The sequence below is a fragment of the Rothia nasimurium genome, from assembly GCF_014217215.1.
In the GTDB taxonomy this organism is placed as follows: domain Bacteria; phylum Actinomycetota; class Actinomycetes; order Actinomycetales; family Micrococcaceae; genus Rothia; species Rothia avistercoris.
Window position 1 is genome coordinate 724490 of sequence record NZ_CP056080.1, and the last position, 20626, is coordinate 745115.

General features: G+C 59.7%; 16 protein-coding genes. 11 read left to right on the top strand and 5 right to left on the bottom strand.

Features of this window, described 5'->3' with window-relative positions; all coding sequences use genetic code 11:
- Positions 1-54: 54 nt before the first annotated feature.
- The 3 genes from HWU94_RS03475 to guaA all read left to right on the top strand — a co-directional run bounded on the left by HWU94_RS03475 (position 55) and on the right by guaA (position 3290).
- A complete protein-coding gene (locus HWU94_RS03475) occupies positions 55-1002 on the top strand; it encodes an SURF1 family cytochrome oxidase biogenesis protein (RefSeq protein WP_185174317.1) in 948 nt (315 codons plus the stop codon).
- 71 nt (positions 1003-1073) lie between these two features.
- Positions 1074-1625, top strand: coding sequence for a DUF3817 domain-containing protein (locus tag HWU94_RS03480; protein ID WP_185174318.1), 552 nt, complete (start codon positions 1074-1076; stop codon positions 1623-1625).
- 72 nt (positions 1626-1697) lie between these two features.
- A complete protein-coding gene (gene guaA, locus HWU94_RS03485) occupies positions 1698-3290 on the top strand; it encodes a glutamine-hydrolyzing GMP synthase (RefSeq protein ID WP_237194664.1) in 1593 nt (530 codons plus the stop codon).
- 443 nt (positions 3291-3733) lie between these two features.
- Here guaA and HWU94_RS03490 read toward each other — a convergent pair whose 3' ends face one another.
- From HWU94_RS03490 to HWU94_RS03500, 3 genes are read right to left on the bottom strand one after another with little or no spacing between them, the layout of a single operon-like run.
- A complete protein-coding gene (locus HWU94_RS03490; protein ID WP_185174319.1) occupies positions 3734-5473 on the bottom strand; it encodes an alpha-glucosidase in 1740 nt (579 codons plus the stop codon).
- 3 nt (positions 5474-5476) lie between these two features.
- Positions 5477-7210: an alpha-glucosidase gene (locus HWU94_RS03495; RefSeq protein ID WP_185174320.1), complete on the bottom strand. Its 1734-nt coding sequence runs from the start codon at positions 7208-7210 to the stop codon at positions 5477-5479.
- Between the two features lie 22 nt (positions 7211-7232).
- The gene (locus HWU94_RS03500) at positions 7233-8063 is read right to left on the bottom strand and encodes an endonuclease/exonuclease/phosphatase family protein (protein ID WP_185174321.1); all 831 of its coding nucleotides are present in this window, start codon (positions 8061-8063) and stop codon (positions 7233-7235) included.
- A gap of 290 nt (positions 8064-8353) precedes the next feature.
- On the opposite strand from HWU94_RS03500, the gene HWU94_RS03505 reads away from it, so the two are divergent.
- The 5 genes from HWU94_RS03505 to HWU94_RS03525 all read left to right on the top strand — a co-directional run bounded on the left by HWU94_RS03505 (position 8354) and on the right by HWU94_RS03525 (position 15570).
- Complete coding sequence (locus tag HWU94_RS03505) at positions 8354-9982, top strand: alpha-glucoside-specific PTS transporter subunit IIBC (RefSeq protein ID WP_185174322.1); 1629 nt, start codon at positions 8354-8356, stop codon at positions 9980-9982.
- Between the two features lie 95 nt (positions 9983-10077).
- Positions 10078-10845, top strand: coding sequence for a MurR/RpiR family transcriptional regulator (locus HWU94_RS03510; RefSeq protein ID WP_185174323.1), 768 nt, complete (start codon positions 10078-10080; stop codon positions 10843-10845).
- On the top strand, positions 10842-11297 hold the full coding sequence (locus tag HWU94_RS03515) for a cell shape determination protein CcmA (RefSeq protein ID WP_185174324.1): 456 nt from the start codon (positions 10842-10844) through the stop codon (positions 11295-11297). Before HWU94_RS03510 ends, HWU94_RS03515 begins: the two co-directional genes overlap by 4 nt.
- A gap of 126 nt (positions 11298-11423) precedes the next feature.
- Entirely contained in the window at positions 11424-15335 is a 3912-nt protein-coding gene (locus tag HWU94_RS03520) for a DEAD/DEAH box helicase (RefSeq protein ID WP_185174325.1), read from the top strand.
- Complete coding sequence (locus HWU94_RS03525) at positions 15328-15570, top strand: hypothetical protein (protein WP_185174326.1); 243 nt, start codon at positions 15328-15330, stop codon at positions 15568-15570. Before HWU94_RS03520 ends, HWU94_RS03525 begins: the two co-directional genes overlap by 8 nt.
- 57 nt (positions 15571-15627) lie before the next feature.
- Here the strand turns inward: HWU94_RS03525 and HWU94_RS03530 are convergent, their stop codons facing one another.
- On the bottom strand, positions 15628-15810 hold the full coding sequence (locus tag HWU94_RS03530; RefSeq protein ID WP_135013206.1) for an FmdB family zinc ribbon protein: 183 nt from the start codon (positions 15808-15810) through the stop codon (positions 15628-15630).
- 64 nt (positions 15811-15874) lie between these two features.
- Entirely contained in the window at positions 15875-16480 is a 606-nt protein-coding gene (locus HWU94_RS03535) for a 5-formyltetrahydrofolate cyclo-ligase (protein WP_185174327.1), read from the bottom strand.
- 100 nt (positions 16481-16580) lie between these two features.
- On the opposite strand from HWU94_RS03535, the gene galU reads away from it, so the two are divergent.
- The 3 genes from galU to HWU94_RS03550 all read left to right on the top strand — a co-directional run bounded on the left by galU (position 16581) and on the right by HWU94_RS03550 (position 20348).
- Complete coding sequence (gene galU, locus HWU94_RS03540) at positions 16581-17486, top strand: UTP--glucose-1-phosphate uridylyltransferase GalU (protein ID WP_185174328.1); 906 nt, start codon at positions 16581-16583, stop codon at positions 17484-17486.
- 244 nt (positions 17487-17730) lie between these two features.
- Positions 17731-18579, top strand: coding sequence for a hypothetical protein (locus HWU94_RS03545; protein ID WP_185174329.1), 849 nt, complete (start codon positions 17731-17733; stop codon positions 18577-18579).
- Positions 18580-18707: 128 nt separating this feature from the next.
- Complete coding sequence (locus HWU94_RS03550) at positions 18708-20348, top strand: CYTH and CHAD domain-containing protein (protein WP_185174330.1); 1641 nt, start codon at positions 18708-18710, stop codon at positions 20346-20348.
- Positions 20349-20626 lie beyond the last annotated feature (278 nt).

The following is a 20626-nucleotide window of genomic DNA, read 5'->3' on the forward strand; positions in this document are numbered from 1 at the left end:
GCGTGCGGGGCTGACCTGCTTTCGTCCGCCCACCTCACGCTGAAAAGAGCAAACGTGCTAAAAACCGCCCTGACTCCCCGCTGGCTCCTTGGCCTGCTCCTGGTGCTGGCGCTGGCTAGCGGTTTTGTTATGCTCAGCAAATGGCAAATTAACGCCTCTACCCTGGGGCAGGTCACCGCAGACCCGGCTAAGGATGTGGTGCGCCCCTATAGTCAGATTCTCCAGCCCCACGACCCGCTGAGCATGACCGAGGCCGATACAGTTGTGGAAGCTACCGGCAGCTACGTGCTGGGCTCCACCTACCTGGTAGAAAACAAGCTCAAAGACGGGGCTGAAGGCTACTGGCTGGTCAGCCTCTTTGTACCCGATGACAGCCAGCAGGTCAGCACCAGCCTGGGGGAGGGGCCCCGCGGTATCGTGGTGGCCCGTGCCTGGACCCCCACCGCGGAGATTCCCGCTGAGCCCACCGGCACCGTGACCATCGCCGGGCGGGTTGTGGGTAACGACGCCCCGCTCACCAGCAAGGACGTCAGCGAAGAGAACCGAGGGAAGGACAAGGTGCTTGCCTCCGCCAACTCCTCTTACCTGACCAACGTCTGGAACACCGCCCTCTTCAACGGCATCTTGACCCTCGACTCCGAAAGCAGCGGGGCCACCCCCCTCACCGCCCAGGGCACTATCGCCGATACCGCAACCCTGCTCGATAGCAGCGGCGTACTTCAGCCTATCCGCGCTGACCAGGTCACCGACGAAACCGTTGACTGGCTCAACATCTTCTACGCCCTTGAATGGCTGGTCTTTGCGGGCTTCGCCCTCTACCTCTGGTACCGCCTGCTCAAAGACTCGGTCGAAAAGACCACCGACCCCACCCTCTACTTCGAGTACGAGGGCGAATACTGGGTCGATGAGGCCACCGGCCGCCCCTACTACTGGGACCCGGCAGATCAGGCCTACTACTACTTTGATGATATTCCGGACGCCCCCGCCCCGCCCTCCCGCTAAGGGCAAGCTGCCCGCAGGCGTCCGCCCACCACCGAACAGACCACCCATACCAGCTAAGGGAGAAACCAGCTGTGAGCGAGAACCCCACCCCGCGCCCCACCCACCGCACCGACGGTAAGAAAGTTACCCTCGCCGCGGGAACCACCGAAACGAATGCCGCCGGCGGCTTTACCGTGCGCAAGAAATTCGGAGGAACCGAATCCCAGATTCGTGGGGCCCTCACCTTCTACAAGTGGTGCGCCTGGATTTCAGGTACCTTCCTGCTGCTGCTCGTTGCTGAAATGATTAGCCGCTACATCTTCGGCTACGACCTGATCGCCGGTGGCATCGACGCCCAGACCGGTGAAACCGTGGCCCTGGGCTGGCTGAACCTCGAGACCGGCAACCTGCACGGGGGCCTGAACATTTCCACCTGGATTCTAATCATTCACGGCTGGTTCTATGTCGTCTACCTCTTCTCCTGCTTCCGCCTCTGGCTGCTCATGCGCTGGGCCCTGCCCCAGATGATTGTCATGGCCCTGGGCGGTGTGGTGCCCTTCCTTTCCTTCATCGTGGAGCGCCGTATCTACGCAGAAACCCTCGCCCTGCTCGATGCTAACCCGCAGGCCACCAAACGTTACTAGGTCTAGCGATTCCCTGCACTAGAATAGAACCCAAGGATTACCCTTCAACCCCAACCGAAAAGGTATATACCTGTGACTACCCACAACCCCATCGAGGAGCTCGAAGAGCGCCCCGTACTGGTCGTTGACTACGGCGCCCAGTACGCGCAGCTCATCGCGCGCCGCGTGCGTGAGGCCGGTGTCTACTCGGAGCTGGTCCCTCACACCATGCCCACCGAGAAGATGCTCGCCAAGAACCCGGCTGCAATTATTCTGTCTGGCGGCCCCTCATCCGTATACGAGGACGGCGCCCCCAAGGGCGACATCGCCATGTTTGAGGCTGGCGTACCCGTCTTCGGTATCTGCTACGGCTTCCAGGTCATGGCTCAGACCCTCGGCGGTACCGTCGCTAAGACCGGCCTGCGCGAATACGGCGCAACCGACGCCGTGGTCTGCGCCGAGAACTCTTCCTTCCTGACCGGGACCCCCAAGACCCAGAACGTCTGGATGAGCCACGGCGATTCTGTCTCTGAAGCCCCCGCAGGCTTCGAGGTGCTGGCCCAGACCCCCGGTGCAGCCGTTGCAGCCTTCGTCGATGAGAAGCGCAAGTTCGGTGGCGTGCAGTGGCACCCCGAGGTTAAGCACTCCGACTACGGCCAGGTCGCCCTGGAGAACTTCCTCTTCAACGTCGCTGGCCTTAAGAAGACCTGGTCAACCGGCAACATTATCGAAGAGCAGGTCGCTAAGATCCGCGAGCAGGTGGGCGATGACCAGGTCATCTGCGCCCTGTCCGGTGGCGTTGACTCATCTGTTGCCGCAGCCCTGGTTCACAAGGCTGTGGGCGACCAGCTCACCTGCTTCTTCATCGACCACGGTCTGCTGCGCGAGGGTGAACGCGAACAGGTTGAGCAGGACTACGCCTCAACTATGGGCATCAAGGTTGTGACCATCGACGAGTCAGAGCGCTTCCTGGGCGCCCTGGCCGGTATTACCGAGCCCGAAGCTAAGCGTAAGGCTATCGGCCGCGAATTCATCCGCTCCTTCGAAGCTGCCCAGCGCAAGCTGATTGAAGAGGCCGGTGCTGAAGGTACCGACATCAAGTTCCTGGTGCAGGGTACCCTCTACCCCGATGTTGTTGAATCTGGTGGTGGCGAGGGCGCTGCGAACATCAAGTCCCACCACAATGTGGGTGGCCTGCCTGATGACCTGCAGTTTGAGCTGGTTGAGCCCCTGCGTACCCTCTTCAAGGACGAGGTTCGCGCTATTGGCCGTGAGCTGGGTGTTCCTGAGAAGATTGTTGCCCGTCAGCCCTTCCCCGGCCCCGGCCTGGGCATCCGCGTGATTGGCGAGGTCACAAAGCATAACCTGGATATCCTGCGTGCTGCCGACCTGATTGTGCGTGAGGAACTGACTGCCGCCGGTATGGATGAGGAGATCTGGCAGTGCCCCGTGGTGCTGCTGGCAGACGTCCGTTCCGTTGGTGTACAGGGTGATGGCCGTACTTATGGTCACCCGATTGTGCTGCGCCCGGTGTCGTCTGAGGACGCGATGACTGCTGACTGGTCACGCCTGCCCTATGACCTGCTGGCTAAGATTTCTAACCGGATTACGAATGAGGTTGCTGAGGTGAACCGAGTGGTTCTGGACGTGACGTCAAAGCCGCCGGGAACGATTGAGTGGGAATAACAAAAATTTTCCCCAACAGGGGAAAATAAAATTTTTGTTATTCCGCGAGCTTGCGAGCGGCATGGACGATTTAGTGCGGCTGCCGTTTGCGGGATAGAAAATCGTAGAGGCGAGAAGCTTGTGAGCGTAGCGAGCTCCTTGTTGCGTTATTCCGCGAGCTTGCGAGCGGCATGACCGACTTAGTGTGGCTGCCGCTTACGGGCCTCGTATACCTGAACAGCCCCCGTCCTTCCCCGTTTAGGGGATTGGGCGGGGGCTGTTCTGCGCGTGGGGCTGTGGTTTAGCCGCCGAAGTTGATGATCCAGGCGATACCGAACTTGTCGGTGAGGGAGCCGAAGGTGGCACCCCAGGGGGCCTGGAAGTCCTTGAAAACAGAAAAGACCATCTAAATCAGAAAAACCCACCTGGTTCGTGGGTTTTTCCGATTTAGATGGTACCTAGTGTTAGGCGGCGATACGGTAGATTCGAGCCTCGTAGGGGCGCAAGGTCAGCTCAGCCCCAGCAGACTGCTCGGCGGCGTCCGCGTAGTTGGACAGCACCACCTGAGCGTCTGCCCCCTCCAGCACCTGGTAGGAGCGGGTCAGGACGCCGTCGGTAAAGTTAGCGACGACCAGCAGCTTCTCGCCGTCCCCGTGGCGCTCGTAGGCGTAAACCTCAGAATCTTCAGGGTCCAGGGGCACGAAGGAGGCGTAGACCAGAAGGTCCTTGAGCTCACCGCGGCGCAGGGCTACCAGCTGCTGGTAGTAGCGCCACAGCGAATCCTCGCGGTTGACCGCTTCAGCCGCGTTAATCTCGGTGTAGTTCTCGTTGAGCCCGATCCAGGGGGTGCCAGTGGTGAAGCCGGCGCCGGCGTCCGCGCTCCACTGCACGGGGGTGCGGGCGTTGTCGCGGCCCTTGGCGTAAATTAGGGCCATGGCCTCGTCGGCGCTCATGCGGTCGTGCTCGGTGACCATGTCGGTGTAGAAGTTGATGGAGTCGAGGTCCTTGTAGTCCTCGATCGAGTCGAACTGCACGTTGGTCATACCGAACTCTTCACCCTGGTAGATGTAGGGGGTGCCCTGCATACCGTGCAGCACGGTGGCCAGCATCTTGCCGGAGAGCTCCCGGTATTCGGGTGAATCGTTGCCGAAGCGGGAGACTACGCGGGGCTGGTCGTGGTTGTTCCAGTAGAGGGAGCCCCAGGCCATGCCGTCCAGCTCGGTCTGCCAGGTGTTCAGAATCTGCTTCATCTCGGTCAGCTCAACGGGCTTGCGGGACCACTTGCCCATGCCGGCCTCAGGGTCAGAGTCCAGGCCCATGTGCTCAAAGTGGAAGATCATGTGCAGCTCGTCGGTGGTGAAACCGGAGAACCGGACGGCTTCATCGGGGCCGGTGGCGCTCATCTCGCCCACGGTCATGCAGTCGTACTTGTCGAAGGTTTCCATGTTGAGCTCGTGCATCCACTCGTGCACCTTGGTGCCGTTTTTAATCACGAACGGAATAGACGAGGAGTGCTTTTCGGGGTCGACGCTGGGGTCATCGGGCAGGCCCTCGGGCTTGGAGATGATGTTGATGGCGTCCAGGCGGAAGCCGTCGACGCCCTTATCGAGCCAGAAGGTGACCAGGTCAAAAATTTCCTGGCGAACCTTGGGGTTTTCCCAGTTGAGGTCGGGCTGCTTGCGGGAGAACATGTGCAGGTACCACTGGTCGGTGGTTTCGTCGTATTCCCAGGCCGGGCCGCCGAACTCGCTGCCCCAGTTATTCGGAGGCAGGGGCTTGCCGTCCTCATCGACGCCCGATGAATCCCGCCAGATGTAGTAGTCGCGGTAGTCGTTATCGCGCGAGGCGCGGGCCTTTTCGAACCATTCGTGTTCGTCTGAGGAGTGGTTGACGACCAGATCCATCAGAATCTTGATGCCGAGGGAGTGGGCGGTTTCGAGCATCTGATCGAAGTCGTCCATGGTGCCGAACTCGGGCATGATGGCTCGGTAGTCGCTGATGTCGTAGCCCATGTCATCGTTGGGGGAGGCGAATACCGGGGAGAGCCAGATGACGTTGATGCCGAGGTCTGCCAGGTAGGGCAGGCGGGCGGTGATACCGGGGATGTCGCCAATGCCGTCGCCGTTGGAGTCGTTAAAGCTGCGCGGCCAAATCTGGTAGACGACCGCTTCCTTCCACCAGGTCTTTCCTGAGTTATCTGCCATGGTCTAGTCCCTTTCGTAGAGATAAATTTTTGCTTCGTAGGGGCGCAGAGTTGCGCCTGCGTCGTCGGTGTAATTGCTGCTGATGAGGGTACGCGTACCGTGTGGTTCGGTAAAGGTGCGGGTGAGGACGCTGTCGGTAAAGTTGGCCACAACCAGCAGTGTTTGGTGTTCGGTGGGGCCGGTGCCCTGGCGCAGGTAGGCGTAGACTTCGGCATCCTCGGTGGCGGGTACCTCGGCTGAGTCAATGAGCTCATAGGTGCCGTTGACCATGATGGGGTGGGCATGGCGCAGGGTGATGAGGTCGCGGTAGTGGTAGAAGACCGAGCGCTCATCGGCGAGGGCTTCATCAGCGTTAATTTCAGTGTAGCGGGGGTTGAGCTTGAGCCAGGGGCTGCCGCTGGTGAAGCCTGCCTGCTCACCGGACGTCCACTGCATGGGGGTGCGGGCATTGTCGCGGCCGGAGGCTGAGATATAGCGCAGCATGGTGTCGTGGTCAACCACGCCTGAGCCGACCAGCTTGGCGTAGTGGTCGTGGATTTCCAGGTCATTGTAGTCGGCCAGGTCGGTGAAGAAGACATTGGTCATGCCCAGCTCTTCGCCCTGGTAGATGTAGGGGGTGCCTGCCATACCGTGCAGCACGGTGCCCAGCATTTTGGCTGAGACTACCCGGTACTTAGCAGAGTCGTTACCGAAGCGGGAGACAGCGCGGGGCTGGTCGTGGTTGTTCCAGTAGTTGGCGTTCCAGCCCTTGCCAGCCAGGTCGACCTGCCACTTGGTGAGAATCCGCTTGAGGTCGCGCAGGTCGAAACGCTGGTCGTTCCACTTGCCCAGGGCCGGGTTGGGGTTGGCGTCCACGCCCATGTGCTCGAACTGGAAGAGGGTCTGGAGCTCGCCTCGATCAAAGCCGGTGTAAAGCAGGCCGTCGGCGGTGGTGACGCCGGGAGCCTCGCCCACTGTAATGACGGGGTAGTGAGAGAGCACCTCACGGTTCATTTCTGCCAGGTACTCGTGCACGCGGGGGCCGTTGGCTGCCATGGTGATGGAGTCAGTGCCACCCCCGGCTGCCACCTGGGGATCATCGGGGTAGGCAGGGTCTTTGGAGATCAGGTTGATGACGTCCATGCGGAACCCGTCGACGCCCTTATCGAGCCAGAAGCGCATGAGGTCGTAGACCTCGTTGCGCACGACAGGGTTTTCCCAGTTGAGATCGGGCTGCTTGGTTGAAAAGAGGTGAAGGTAGAACTGCTCGGTGGCAGGCTCCCATTCCCAGACGGAGGGGGAGAAGGCCGCGACCCAGTTGTTGGGCGGAATCGGGGTGCCGTCCTCGGTAAAGCCTGCCGGGTCCTTCCAGATGTAATAGTTGCGGTAGGGGTTCTCCCTGCTGCTCTTGGCCTGCACGAACCATTCGTGTTCGTCGGAGGTGTGGTTGACGACCAGGTCCATCATGATCTTGATGCCGGCTGCGTGAGCGGTCTCAAGGAGCTCATCAAAGTCTGCCATGGTGCCGAACTCGTCCATGATGTCCCGGTAGTCGCTGATGTCGTAGCCGTTATCGTCGTTGGGGGACTTGTAGATGGGGGAGAGCCAGATGACGTCCACCCCGAGCTTGGCTAGGTAGGGGATTTTCTCGGTGATACCGGGAAGGTCGCCGATGCCGTCACCGTTAGAGTCGTTGAAGGACCGCGGGTAAATCTGGTAGACAACGGGTTCTTGCCACCACTGGGTTTCGACTGTCATGATGTGCTCCTTTGCGGTTTGACTAGATATCGAGGGTTAGTAGCAGACCGGAGTGGTCTGAAATTGCGGTTTCGTCGGTGTCGGGGAAGACGACATCGTGGGTGCGGACGCGCGTGGGCCGGTCGGTCAGCACAAGGTCGATACGCAGGGCTTGGGTGAGATTATCCCAGCCATGGATGGCCTTGTGAACGGTAAACTCACCGGTCACCTGCTCAGCTACCGTGTAGGTATCGATCCAGCCCCGCTCCTGCATCAGGTCATAACCTTCGCCCTGCACCTGAGCCGCATTATTAAAATCGCCAGCAAGAATCACGGGAGCACCGTTAGCGAGCTGCTTCATCTGCCCCTCTAGCTGGGTGAACTCATCAGCAAAGAGGGCTACCTCACCGAGCTTCCACCAGCTCATATGGGCGCTCGCAACCCAGGCGCCACCGAACTCCTCACCCAGCTGAACCGCCACGGCAACCCGCCGGGCGACGTCCTGATCCGTATACGCCGGCGAAAGATCAACCAGCTCGCAGCGCTCAAAGGGCTGTCGGGTCAAAAGAGCGATACCCTCGTCATAGCGGTCAAATCCCAGATGAGACACCGACCAGGCCCAGTGGTAGGGGGAACCCAGCTGCTCCAAAAACTGGTTCAGCAACAGAGCATAGTTATCCTGGCGGACGGGGCGGTCAGCACCCCCGGCAAAGCCCAGCGGGGCATCTACCGCGGGAGATTTTACAAACTGGTTGACCTCCTGTAGAGCAACCACATCAACCTGCTCCCGCACAATAAACTGAGCCAACTCAAAAATCTTGGGAATCTGGTGCACCTCAAGCCAGCTATGGGTGTTCAGAGTTAATAGTTTCATCGAGGACAAGCATCACTTTCGCGGGTGAAGAAGGGGAACCTACGGCTACCCATCCTAGGTGCGCCGAGCCTGTCTGCCCCCACCAAACCCGGCCCCTGAGCCCCGGCACTTTTACCCGCTCCCGAAAAACGTGCCAGTTCACGGCATTAATGCCAAAGTACCCCAAATCACTCTCGCGGGCTCCCAAAGAATGGTTAGATAGGCCTAGTAATCACACAGGTGGCGCTCCGCACACACCAGCGCAGCAAGCGGACGGCGAGCCCCACCTATACACGAAAGGTTCTTATCCGATGATGGAGAAGATTCAGAGGTTCGGCTCGGCCATGCTGGCCCCCGTCCTCATCTTTGCATTCGCCGGTCTTGCAGTGGGTATCGCCATTATCTGCAAGAACGAGCAGCTTCTGGGCAGCATCGCCGCAGAAGGTACCGGCTGGTACAACTTCTGGTCAGTTTGGGAATCAGGCGCATGGACCGTCTTCAACCAGATGGAACTCCTCTTTGTTCTGGGTCTTCCCATCGCTCTGGCTAAGACCGCCCAGGCCCGTGCCGTGCTCGAAGCAGGCATGATCTACCTGACCTTCAACTACTTCGTTGCCTCTATCCTCAGCATCTGGGGCGACAAGTTCGGCGTTGACTACAGCGTTGACCTCTCCGAAGGCGCAGCAGGTACCGGTCTGAAGATGATCGCGGGCATCAAGACCCTCGACACCGGCATCTTCGGCTCCATCATCATCTCCGCTATCGTTGTATGGCTGCACAACCGCTACTTCAACACCAAGCTGCCCGACTTCCTCGGTATCTTCCAGGGCACCCAGTTCGTCTACGGCCTGGGCTTCTTCCTGATGATGCCCATCGCGCTCGCCTTCGTCGCTATCTGGCCCACCATCCAGACCGGCATTGGCTCCCTGCAGGGCTTCTTCATCACATCCGGCGTCTTCGGCGTATGGCTCTACACCTTCCTTGAGCGCATCCTGATCCCCACCGGCCTGCACCACTTCATCTACACCCCCTTCGTCTTCGGCCCCGCCGTTGTTCCGGACGGCATCACCAAGTACTGGGTTGCTAACCTCGAAACCTTCGCAGCATCAACCACCCCCGTCAAGGAACTCTTCCCCGGTGGCGGCTTCGCCCTGCACGGTAACTCCAAGGTCTTCGCCCCGCTCGGTATTGCAGCAGCCTTCTACACCACTGCTCGCCCCGAAAAGCGCAAGGAAACCCTGGCTCTGCTAATCCCCGTTTGCCTCACCGCAATCCTAATCGGTATCACCGAGCCCCTCGAATTCACCTTCCTCTTCCTGGCACCCCCGCTGTTCGCAGTACACGCAGCCCTGGCCGCAACCATGTCAGCTACCATGTACGGCTTCGGAGTTGTCGGTAACATGGGCGGCGGTCTGATTGACTTCCTCTTCCAGAACTGGATCCCCATGTGGCCCAACCACTCAGGTATGGTTCTCACCCAGATCGGTATCGGTCTGTGCTTCACCCTGATCTACTTCGTCGTCTTCCGCTTCCTGATCCTCAAGTTCGACTTCAATACCCCCGGTCGCGAAGTAGACGGTGGCGAAACCAAGCTCTACACTAAGGCTGACTACAAGGAAGCTAAGAAGAATGGCACCCTCGGTGCTGAAGGTGCCGCTGCTGGTACTGCAACCGCAGTAGCATCAGACCCCTACACCCAGCGCGCAACCGACTTCCTGGCTCTGCTCGGTGGCCCCGCCAACATCACCGATGTGAACAACTGCGCCACCCGCCTGCGCGTTTCAGTAGATGACCCCTCACTGGTCGCTACCGAAGCTGACTTCAAGTCATCTGGCGCACTCGGCCTGGTCAACAAGGGCAAGGCCCTGCAGGTCATCGTCGGTATGGACGTACCCCAGGTCCGCGACAAGTTCGAAGAAATGGTCAACGCTGGTAAGTAGACACCTACTACCGATGACCTAACACAGGGCTCCTGATGTTTTAGCGCCTATACTGTATAGAATTGCAGTGAACCGCAAAACTTCAGGAGCCTTTTGTGGACTTACAGGAACTCGTCAACGCGCACCAGAACCGCCTCAGCGACACCGAGCGCGAGATACTCGCCTTCATGCTCAACAACGAGCAGTTCGTTGCCGACTCAACCATTAGCGCTCTGGCCCACAAGACCTTCACCTCAACGTCCAGCATTATCCGCCTGACGAAGAAGCTAGGCTTCTCTGGCTTCGCCGAACTGAAGTTTTTCGTGAAAAATTCTCTCTCTGACGCTGCCGCCCCCAACAGGGATTTTCTAGAAAGCGGCCGTGCCGATATTCTCAAAACCTACGAGGGGCTGACGAACGTCGATTTCGAACCGATTCTGAAAAAAATTGAATCGGCTCGTACCATCTACTGCTACGGCACCGGCTTTGCCCAGCGCACCGCGATTCAAGAGTTCTCGAAGTCTATGCTGGCCTGCGGTAAATTTACCCACGTTATTCCGGCCTCCAGCGAATTTCGCGGGAGTATCGGGGTGATGAAGCCCGATGACCTCGTCATTATTGCCTCGCTTTCGGGCGAAACTGAGAGCGCCCTACCCACCGTACGTGCCCTGGCTGCCCGCAAGATTCCCATGATTGCCATTACAGCGCTGGGCGTCAATACCATCTCTGCTGCCGCAGATTTTTCACTGCATTACGAGTCCACCCCCACCGTTACCCTCAGCGCCAAGGAACCCTACCACTCCTTTGTCGCCCTGACCGTCCTGCTGGACTACACGGTGCGCCAATATATCCAGTACATCGATACCCAAGAAAAGAATTCATGAACACCCTGCTCTACGCCCTGCGCGACACCCAGCGCCTCCGCACCTTCCTCTTCTGGTACTGGTTAATCAGCCCCTTCATTTTCTTCTTCTACCAGTTCGCGGTGTCGCGTGGAGAAAACGTCGACTTCCGCGAAATGCTCAACGAGCCGGCTATCGCCCTTGCTTTTATCGTGAGCTGTATGTCGCTGATTATGGTGGGCCTACTTCGGGCTGCAGAAACCGAAAACGAAAACACCGAGCGCACCTTTGGCATGTTTGCGGTAGCCCAGCAGCTTCTCACCGGCAATATTCCCGGGTTCCTGCTGAGCTACTTCTACACCCGATCCCTCTGGGATGCTCCTCGTGAACCCTTCGCTCCCCGTCTGCGCTGGATCATTCTTGCGGGTATGGCCCTGCTCGGTCTGCTATCTTTGCTCACCCTCTTGGCCTACGTCAACCTGGCTACAGGCTAAAGAAACCTCACAGGCCCTGTTCCTAGGAACAGGGCCTTTCTATAGGGCCCGCGAATCTGTGCCAGGGGCCCGAAACCTCTATGATGGTAGGGAAGTTAACACGTGCAGAAAGCTAGAGTAGATTCAGTGAACGAGCAGGTAGACCCTGAAACCGCTAACGAGCGCACTACCGGTGCCGGCACCGCACCCTGGTCCCGGAGCGATGCGCAACCCCCGCAGGAAGCCCCCGACTCTGCTGCTGATGAACAGGTAACAGCTCAGGTACAGGCAGGTCTTGAAGCCTGGGCTGAGCAGATGGAAACCTACACCGGCCCCGATGCCATGCTGGACTTCAACCAGGTTGACTACGTGCACATCGACCTCACCGACGCCAACTCTTCGGGCGTTGCCCAGATGTTTATGGGCAGAAAGACCCGCCTCTCTACCATCTTGCGCGACAAGGCCAAGCTTGAGTCCGGTATGGTGGCTGCCCGCGCCCTGCGCACCAAAATCTTTGAGCTGGCAACCGGGCACGGGCTGGATGCGGGCTACTTCGTAGCGGGTACAGCCTCCTGGCTTTCACGCGATGTACGCGAGGACGGCATGGTGGGGGAGAAGCGCTTTATCGCCCCTATCCTGATGGCTCCTCTTGCTATCACCCCCCACCCCACCAGCGATGACTTCGAGATCCAGCTGACCGGCCCGGCCCAGCTGAACCCCGCCATGGTGCGGCAGATCAAGAAAGAGTACGGCATCGACCTGGGCACCATGGACGTTGCCCAGCTGGCTAACTCCATGCGCAAGCTAGATCCCGAACCCGTCATTGAGCGCATGCGGGCTACGACCGGTGCCGTACCCGGCATGACGATTCACTCTACCTATTTCATCTCGACCTTCGCAGATCTCAAGGAAAGTACCGGAGAACTGCCGGCAACCGCCCACACCCCGCTCGTCCGCGATATTGCTCAGCTCAAGCTCAACCCGCTGGAGCAGCCCTTCGTTGCCCCCATCCACAACACCCGCGAACCCCTTGACAGCCGCGACCCTGACACCGACATGCTGGTGGTGGACGCGGACGCCAGCGGGCAGGACATCGTCGACCTGGCCCACCTGGGGCACTCCCTGGCTGTGACCACCGCTCCCGGTACCGACCAGCTCGGCACCGCAGCCAACATTGCCGCGGCCCTGATTCACCAGGGGAAATCTGTACTCGTGGTAGGGGAGAAGCGCTCCACCCTCAACGATTTCAACCGTCTGCTGGAACGCACCCACCTCACTGACCTCACCTTCAATCTGCTGACTGAACGGGACTCAGAGGCCTACCGGCAGGAGTTCATCTCAGCGATTGTGCGCGATGAGAAGGCGCCCGCCCCCAACGTCACCGATATCCACCGGGAACTGGTCGAAACCCGTTCCAAGCTGCGCGGGCACACCGAATCGCTGCGGTTCACCGAATCCCGCTGGGGCTGCTCTGTCTACGATGCCCTTCAAACCCTGGCAGCGCTTACCGCCCAGGACCCGGCGCCCTCTACCCAGGTACGTCTAGCCCGCACCACCATGGACGAGCTGACCCGCCGCACAGAGACCGTCCATAAGCTCCAGCGGCTAGCTGACCTCGGTGGTTTCCGCCCCTCAACCCGGGCCTCAGCCTGGCACCGGGCTAAGCTCACCAGCTCAGAAGACACTGAAGCCGCCCACGCCCTCGTCAAGAGCCTGCGTACTTCCCTGAACGAGGTGTCAGCGGGCATGGCCCTCATGGCCGACGAAACCGGCCTGAAGCCCGCCACTACCATGGACGACTGGGGAACCCAGCTTGACCTGCTCGAACGTATCGCTGATACCCTCACCCGCTTCAGCCCCGATATCTTCGACCGACCTGTCACCGACCTGATTGCCGCCACCGCGAATGGAACCTGGCGACGAGAGCACGGCATCGACATGTCGAGCATCCAGCGCTCCCGCCTGCGCCGGGCTGCCAAAGAATACATCGTGCCCGGCGTCAATATCTCAGACCTACACGAGAACCTCTTCATCGTTCAGGGCCAGCGCGAAGAATGGATTGGCCTGGCTAAGGACGAACGCGTCCCCACCATCCCCGAGAACCTCGCCGACCTGCGATCCCGCTACAGAGCCCTACTCGAAGAATTCACGGGGCTAGCTATCGTGCTGGAAGATTCCCCGGCCGGTACCCGCTTCTCATCCACACCCCTTAACCAGCTCGAAGAGAGGCTCGCCGCCCTCATCGACGACGAATGGCTCCTGCACACCCTGCCCGAGCGCGTCCGCCTCACCCGGGAACTGAGCGACCAGGGCTTGGGTGAGCTCCTCGACGACTTCTACGAACGCCAGCTCGAAAGCAGCGCTGTAGCTGCCGAACTAGAACTTGCCTGGTGGCAGACCGCCCTTGAAATGATGCTGGCCTCTCAAGAACTTGAGATTCTCAGTGCAGACACCCTGCGCGACCTCGAAACCCGCTTCCGCCGGGCAGACTACTCGCACCTGGCGTCCGCCCCTGCCCGCCTGCATGCCCGCGTAGCCGATACCTGGCGCGTCCGCATCCACGAGTACGACCACGAAGCGGCCTTCCTGCGCAGCCAGCTCAAGAGCCACGAGTTCAACCTCCAGCAGGTGCTGACTCATGCCCCCACCATGGCCACCACCCTACTACCCCTGTGGATTACCAGCCCCTTCGCCCTCTCCGGCAAGGTGCCCACCGGTATGCGCTTTGACGCAGCGATCCTGCTCGATGCCGAATCCACCCCGCTGGCAGCTAACCTACCTGCCCTCATCCGGGCAGAGCAGGTCATTGCCCTGGGTGACCCCCACAGCGGCTTCCCCTCACCCTTCATGGTCTCTGCGGTAGCCCAGAATGCGCCGGTCATCAAGAACCAAAAACTGGTCAGCACCTTCGAAGCCCTAGCCAAGGTCCTGCCCGCACGTTCCCTAGCTACCGTCAATCGAGCCGTAGACCCCGCCCTCTTTGCCTACCTCAACGAGCACTTCTACGGCGGGGCTCTCACCAGCTACCCCTGGGGCGAAGAAATTACCGACGGCACCCCGGCTCTCACCGTGGAATATGTGGACGTCACCGGGCGGGTCTCAGACAACGCCGCCCTTGATTCACCCAGCCTGGAGGTACAGCGGGTAGCCGAAATGGTCATCGAGCACGCCTACCGCAGCCCCCAACAGACCCTGGCAGTAGTTACCACCACAGCCCGTCACGCCCAGCGTATCGCCGAGGCCGTCCGCCAGCTACTGGTGCGCTACCCCCAATTCGCCCCCTACTTCGAAGCGGGGGATGAATCCTTCCGCGTCGTTGATGTCTCCCGCGCCGTCGACATGGAACGGGACGTCATTATCTTCGCCCTTGGCGCCGGCAAAACAGCCCAGGGGGCAGCCCACCACTTCGGGCACCTTTCCGAGCGCAGCGGTCGTGAAAGCTTCGTGCTTGCCACCACCCGCGCCCGCCACCTCACCCGCCTGGTCACCTGCGTGACCCCCGAAGACCTGGACCCCCAGCGCCTAGAATACGGGGCCTTCGATATCTACCGCCTGCTGCTGGCCTACCGCCGTGAGCAAGAAGCTCGCGCCGCTCAGGAGCTGACCAAGCCCATCACGGACAAGCTACCGGTCAACGAATTCCTCACCAACGACCACCTAGAAGCCATCGACATGGGTGACTGGCTGCTCAACGACCTGGTGCGCCGCCTGGGCCAGCACAAGGTCACCCTGCACGAATCGGACGTTCCCCTGATCTCGTTGATTGCAACGAGTGAGGAAGAATCCCTATTGGCTGGGGCAGTGGCTAGCCCCCGGGCCCGCACCATGGTGCAGGACGTGGACCGTACCACCCCGGTGAGGGTACCCCTGGCCGTCGTATCCGACGGATCAGACGCCTACGCTGCCATGAGCGTGCGCGAACGCTCCCGCCTGATTCCTGAGCTCCTGGCCCGTACCGGCTGGAACCACATGACCTGCTGGACTATCGAGGTCTTCTCAGACCCCGAAGCCCTGGTCGGCCGAATTGGAAGATACCTGGGGCTGGGGCGCAATGAGTAAGCCATCAGGCGCTGAGCCAGCAGAGCCAAGATCTGAAAGCCCCGACGCTGGCTACAGCCCCGTACCCAAAAAACGGCGCGGCCACCGCCGGGCCACCGGCGGCTCAGCCTTCACCGGCACCGAACCCAAACTGGCAGGGCTCACCGAACCAAGTGCGTCCGTCCCGCCCACCGAGGGGGAGGATGCCCGGGCAACCTGGCTCAAAGAACAACGCCCACCCCACTACGGGCAATAAAAAGAAGGGGCTGCCTGCCACATACCGTGGCAGGCAGCCCCTTGAATGTCTCTGTGCTTATTTGCCCTTATCGTTGGCGTAGAAACCAGAGCCCTTGAAAACCACACCGACCTGGCCGAACTTCTTACGCAGGGTGTCCTGGCCGCACTCGGGGCAGGTCTTGAGCGCGTCGTCCGAGAACGACTGGTGCTGCTCAAACACGTGGCCGCAGTTCTTGCACTGGTAAACGTAAACAGGCACGGATAACTCCATCAAATAGGCGATAAATCTGGGGGTTATTCTACTCTGTTCTGGCAGCTCGACCTCAATTACCCAGGCGGTGCAGGGTCTTTTCCGTTGCCACAAACCGAAGTGTGGCATCCCAGCTATCTGCAGGCAGGCCATCGAGAATTTCCCGCTCAAACACTACCCCCACGGTAGAGGGGGCTTGCGCCAGAGGGCCAAGCTGCTCAAAAAGCCGGTCATAGTAGCCGCCGCCCTGCCCCAGCCGCCGCCCCGCCAGATCATAGGCAAGGGCAGGTACCAGGCGCAGGTCTGCCTGAATAAAAGCCTCAGCTCCGTGGCGCTCGCCTATCGGCTCTACGATACCCAGCGCATTGACGGTGTGTTCTACCTGCGGCTGCCACTCTACCCAGGCCAGCTGACGCCGGGGACGGACGACCGGCACCAGCACCCGGTACCCCTCAGCTACTGCCCGGATCAGAGCCGGTAGCAGGGGAGGCTCAGTGGGAAGGGGCAGGAAAGCGGCAAGAGTACTCCCTGTAGGGTGGGCTTGCCAGAGGGGAGCGAGCGTTCGTTCAAAGCCCTGAACTGTCTCATGCTGCGACAGATTCTGGGATCGGCGTCTTCTCAGATAGCTGCGGGCAAAGGCTTTGGCCGAGGGGTCTAAGCTCGAATCTTGTGCGACCAATGGGCGTATTCCTCCTGTACTAGCTGAATCTAGTCACAATTTACCGCTTCTCATGGCGCAGAATGCAGATAAAATCTAGAATTTGGGTATTCTGAAAGGCATGACTGAAAATAAATCACTCACCGTGACCAAAGCAGTGATCCCTGCCGCTGGTCTCGGCACTCGCTTCCTTCCCGCTACCAAGGCAACTCCCAAGGAGATGCTGCCGGTAGTGGACCGTCCCGCTATCCAGTATGTGGTAGAAGAGGCCATTCGCGCTGGCCTGAACGACGTTCTGATGATTACAGGCCGCAACAAGCGTGCCCTAGAGGATCACTTTGACCGTGTCCCCGGTCTAGAACAGCAGCTCGCTGACCAGGGTAAGGACGCCCTGCTCAAGAGCGTTGAAGACTCCAACGACCTGGGCGAAATCCACTACGTGCGCCAGGGCGATCCCAAGGGTCTGGGCCATGCCGTACTGCGCGGCAAGGTGCACGTTGGTAATGAGCCCTTTGCTGTGCTGCTGGGCGATGACCTCATCGATGAAAAAGAAGACCTGCTCTCTGCCATGGTTGCTGTTCAGCAGAAGACCGGCGGCTCTGTCGTGGCTCTGATGGAGGTTCCCGAAGAGCAGATTTCTGCTTACGGCTGTGCAGCGGTACAGGCCGTTGAAGGTGAGGACGGCTTCGTGAAGGTCACCGGCCTGGTCGAAAAGCCCGCTGTTGAGGATGCCCCCTCAAACCTTGCTGTCATTGGCCGCTACATTCTTTCTCCCAAGGTCTTTGAGGTGCTCGAAAATACCGCACCGGGCCGTGGCGATGAAATTCAGCTGACCGACGCCCTGCAGACCCTGGCTCAGGGCACCGGCGAGGGTGAAGGCGTGTACGGTGTTGTCTTCAAGGGCCGCCGTTTCGACACCGGCGATAAGCTCTCCTACCTCAAGGCCAACGTCATTCTCGCTGCTGAGCGCGATGACCTAGGCCCTGAACTGCGTACCTGGATCAAGGAATTCGCAGCCGAGCTGTAAGCCTTGATACTAATGGCGGGTGGACGCTGAGCTAAGGGAAGCTCTATAGCGCTGCCAGCTGACACTAGTGATGAGACAAGAACTGGGTGCTTTCTGAGGCGAAAGCACCCAGTTCTTGTCTCATTCCCCTCCTAGGTAAGGTGCTGCTGGGGTAGAATGAACTAGATATTTTTATCACAGAGATGAAAGGACGGAGGTAGCGATGAGCTTTTTGAGTGGCACGGGCTTAATTTTGCTGGTATGCGTGCTGACTGGTCTATGGTTTGTTGCCCGCCGCCGTACGGCTGGCACCGTTACGAATATCGGTGCTGAGAAGTTTGTAGCCGATATCGTCGAAAGTCACCTGGCTGAAGCTGAGTCTCATCATCTACCATCCGCGCCCTCGACTGAAACTGCTGCCCATAATAATCCTGCCTTTCGTTTGAAGCCTGGTCGTCTGATTCTCTTTGGGCTGGCACTGACTTTTGTAGCTGCCAGCCTTATTGCGGGAGTGCTGGCTTTGCTGGGGAAAGCAACTGCTCTTCTACCTCTTTTTTTCCTCCTAGCAGCCCTAACCTGCCTGGCTACCTTGCGAGTACTGGCTCTGCGCGACCGCAACCGCCAGCGGGCCCGCACCGTCTTGACGGTTGAACAGCGTCAGGCTCAGCGGCGCCCTTCTGCCCCCTCAGGCACCTCTCGCGCACTCAGCAGCCAGCAGGGGCGCCCAGCAGGTACCGTCTCTACCGTTGAGCTGAAGCCTGCTCCCGAGCGTCCTGCTCGTGCCCGCCAGCAGATGCCGGTCAGCCACGCGGCTAAGGCCCTCCGTCGGGCTAAAACCCAGCACCATCCGGTGGTAGCTGTGCCGGCCTCTAGTGCTGACAGCGAGGCCGCAACCCAGCAAAAGCCTGCCCGCCTGCGTATGGACGAGGCTCTGCCCGATACCCGCTGGCAGGTCACAGAGGTACCCCTGCCTACTTACCTTGAGGCAGAGACCGTCCGCAGGGAAGCTCCTGCCCCTCTTGATACCGAGGCAGCGCCGAAGAGCCAGACCCAGACCCTGGCCGAGGCAGCAAGCCTCAACCTCGACGATGTGCTGAAGCGCCGCCGCGCTTAGCCGAAGATGAAGTTTTCTCAAAGAATAGATACCCAGCTATAGCTTCTCCACATGGAGCCGCGAAGCTGGGTATTCTGTTGAAGGGGCAAGACCACACAATCCCCGATATTTTGAGGAAGGCTACCCGTATGGCTACACACCACCTGGAAATTGAGCAGAAATTTGAGCTTGCCGATGTGAACAGTGAGGTTCCCTCGGTGGAGTGGAGCTTCGAAAGGTGGAGTGTCAGCGAGCCTGTAACAGAGCAGCTCGATGCCACCTACTACGACACCCCTTCTGGAAACCTGGGTCGGCATAAGGTAGCCCTGCGCTGCCGACTGGGTGGCTATGACCAGGGCTGGCATATCAAGTTCGATGCTGCGGGCCAGCGCCATGAGGTGACCTTTGATCTGCTGTCTAACCGCTCCGCTATGCCTGCCGCGGTGAAGAAGTTTGTGCAGGTTCCGTCCCTCGGCGAAGAGATGGAGCCTCGGGTTTCGTTGAAAACCCAGCGGACCCGCACCGTGATCCTCGATAAGGCCGGGCAACAGCTAGCTGAGATTTGCGATGACCGGGTTCAGGCCCTTGACTATGCCACCGGCCAGGAACGGGCCTGGCACGAGTGGGAGGTAGAGCTGCTGGGGCAGACCGCACAAGATCGTAAGCTCACAGAAGCTCTCTTTACGGACGTTGCCCGTCAGCTACAGGCCGTCGGGGCTGTGCCCTCGCAGTCGCCGGCTAAGATTGCCCGGGCCCTGGGCCAGGACGCCGAGTTCGAGGCCCGGCGGGCAGGCAGCAAAGCTAAGGGGTCGGGCAAGAAGGTAGCGAAAAAGAAAAAGAAGGCTCTGGCAACTGAACTTCCCCCGGTGCCGAGCTCTGCTGAGCTACTTACCCGGGTACTTGCCTCTCACACCCAACGGCTTGCCCAGGCTGATCTACTGGTGGCAGCGGGAGCGCCCGATGCCACCCACCAGGGGCGCATTGTTGCCCGTCAGCTGCGGAGCGTGCTGAAATACATGGCCCTGCCGTATGCGCGCAGCGGTTTTGCTCCGGCTCTTGAAGATATGATGCAGGGGCTGAAAACCTATGCCCACCAGCTAGAGTCACATCGTAATAGCGAGCTTGTGCACCCTATGGCACAGCGGGTTCTGCAGGCCTACCCGGTGCTAGGGGAGAGCGCAGGCGCTGCCTTCGGTGCGGTCATGGAGCACCAGCAGGCGGACGCCGCTGCCCAGGCCCGCCGCTACCTGGCCTCTGCTGGGAGGCTGGAACTTCAGCTGGCTCTCGAATCTTTACTGGCCGATGTAACCCTGGCTGTTGAGTTGCCGCTCAATAGCGAGAACTACGTGAATAAGGTAGCTAAGCGTTTGCGGAAGAGCCTGGTCAAGGAGGGGGAGCGAGCCGTGGCTACCTGGCCAGAGCAGGCGGCTGACTTCTCGGCGAGCGCTGCCTTTGATGAGGGCCTACACGATGTGCGTAAGGCAGCTAAGGCGGTGCGCTACTGTCTCTTTGCTGCTGCCGATGCTGGGCTTTCCCTGACTGAGCCCCAGGCTGAGCTAGTGGCGCGGGCTAGGGCTGTTCAGGCAGAGCTGGGTGAGCTGACTGACGAGTTGACGATGGGCAACTGGCTTTTGGGCCTGCGCGTTCAGGCTAACGAGTTGGGGCTTGATCCCTTCGCTGTTGGCTATCTGCTGGGTCGCTCGGAGCTACTAGCTATGGGGCTTCGCATGACTGCCTTTGACGCCCTGCCCCGTGTCCTCAAGAAAGTAAAAGGTATCAAGCTCACCTAAACTCCTGCGGCTTCGTAGCTGACCCCTCTTTAAAAAGCTAGAGGCACCTCAGTCAGGTGCCTCTAGCTGCATCACACACAGGAAGAAAAGTCTTCTTTGTACCGCCTAGCCAGCCCTCCCACAGGGCCTTGCGGCTATTTGGTGATAAAAATATAACCTAATTAAGCCCCCTCTGGCTAGTCTTTGGTGAAAATTTTTTTGGTCAACCTATTTTTTGAGATAGGTAACCCTAAAAAGGCCTTGTTGTGCCTTGCCAGCGGAAGGAAGAGGCGCTTTCC

Bases quoted from the DNA above. Each gene is read 5' to 3' on its own strand.
- HWU94_RS03490 (WP_185174319.1), bottom strand. From the start codon at position 5,473: ATGGCAGATAACTCAGGAAAGACCTGGTGGAAGGAAGCGGTCGTCTAC.
- HWU94_RS03495 (WP_185174320.1), bottom strand. From the start codon at position 7,210: ATGACAGTCGAAACCCAGTGGTGGCAAGAACCCGTTGTCTACCAGATT.
- HWU94_RS03500 (WP_185174321.1), bottom strand. From the start codon at position 8,063: ATGAAACTATTAACTCTGAACACCCATAGCTGGCTTGAGGTGCACCAG.
- HWU94_RS03505 (WP_185174322.1), top strand. From the start codon at position 8,354: ATGATGGAGAAGATTCAGAGGTTCGGCTCGGCCATGCTGGCCCCCGTC.
- HWU94_RS03515 (WP_185174324.1), top strand. From the start codon at position 10,842: ATGAACACCCTGCTCTACGCCCTGCGCGACACCCAGCGCCTCCGCACC.
- HWU94_RS03525 (WP_185174326.1), top strand. From the start codon at position 15,328: ATGAGTAAGCCATCAGGCGCTGAGCCAGCAGAGCCAAGATCTGAAAGC.
- galU (WP_185174328.1), top strand. From the start codon at position 16,581: ATGACTGAAAATAAATCACTCACCGTGACCAAAGCAGTGATCCCTGCC.
- HWU94_RS03550 (WP_185174330.1), top strand. From the start codon at position 18,708: ATGGCTACACACCACCTGGAAATTGAGCAGAAATTTGAGCTTGCCGAT.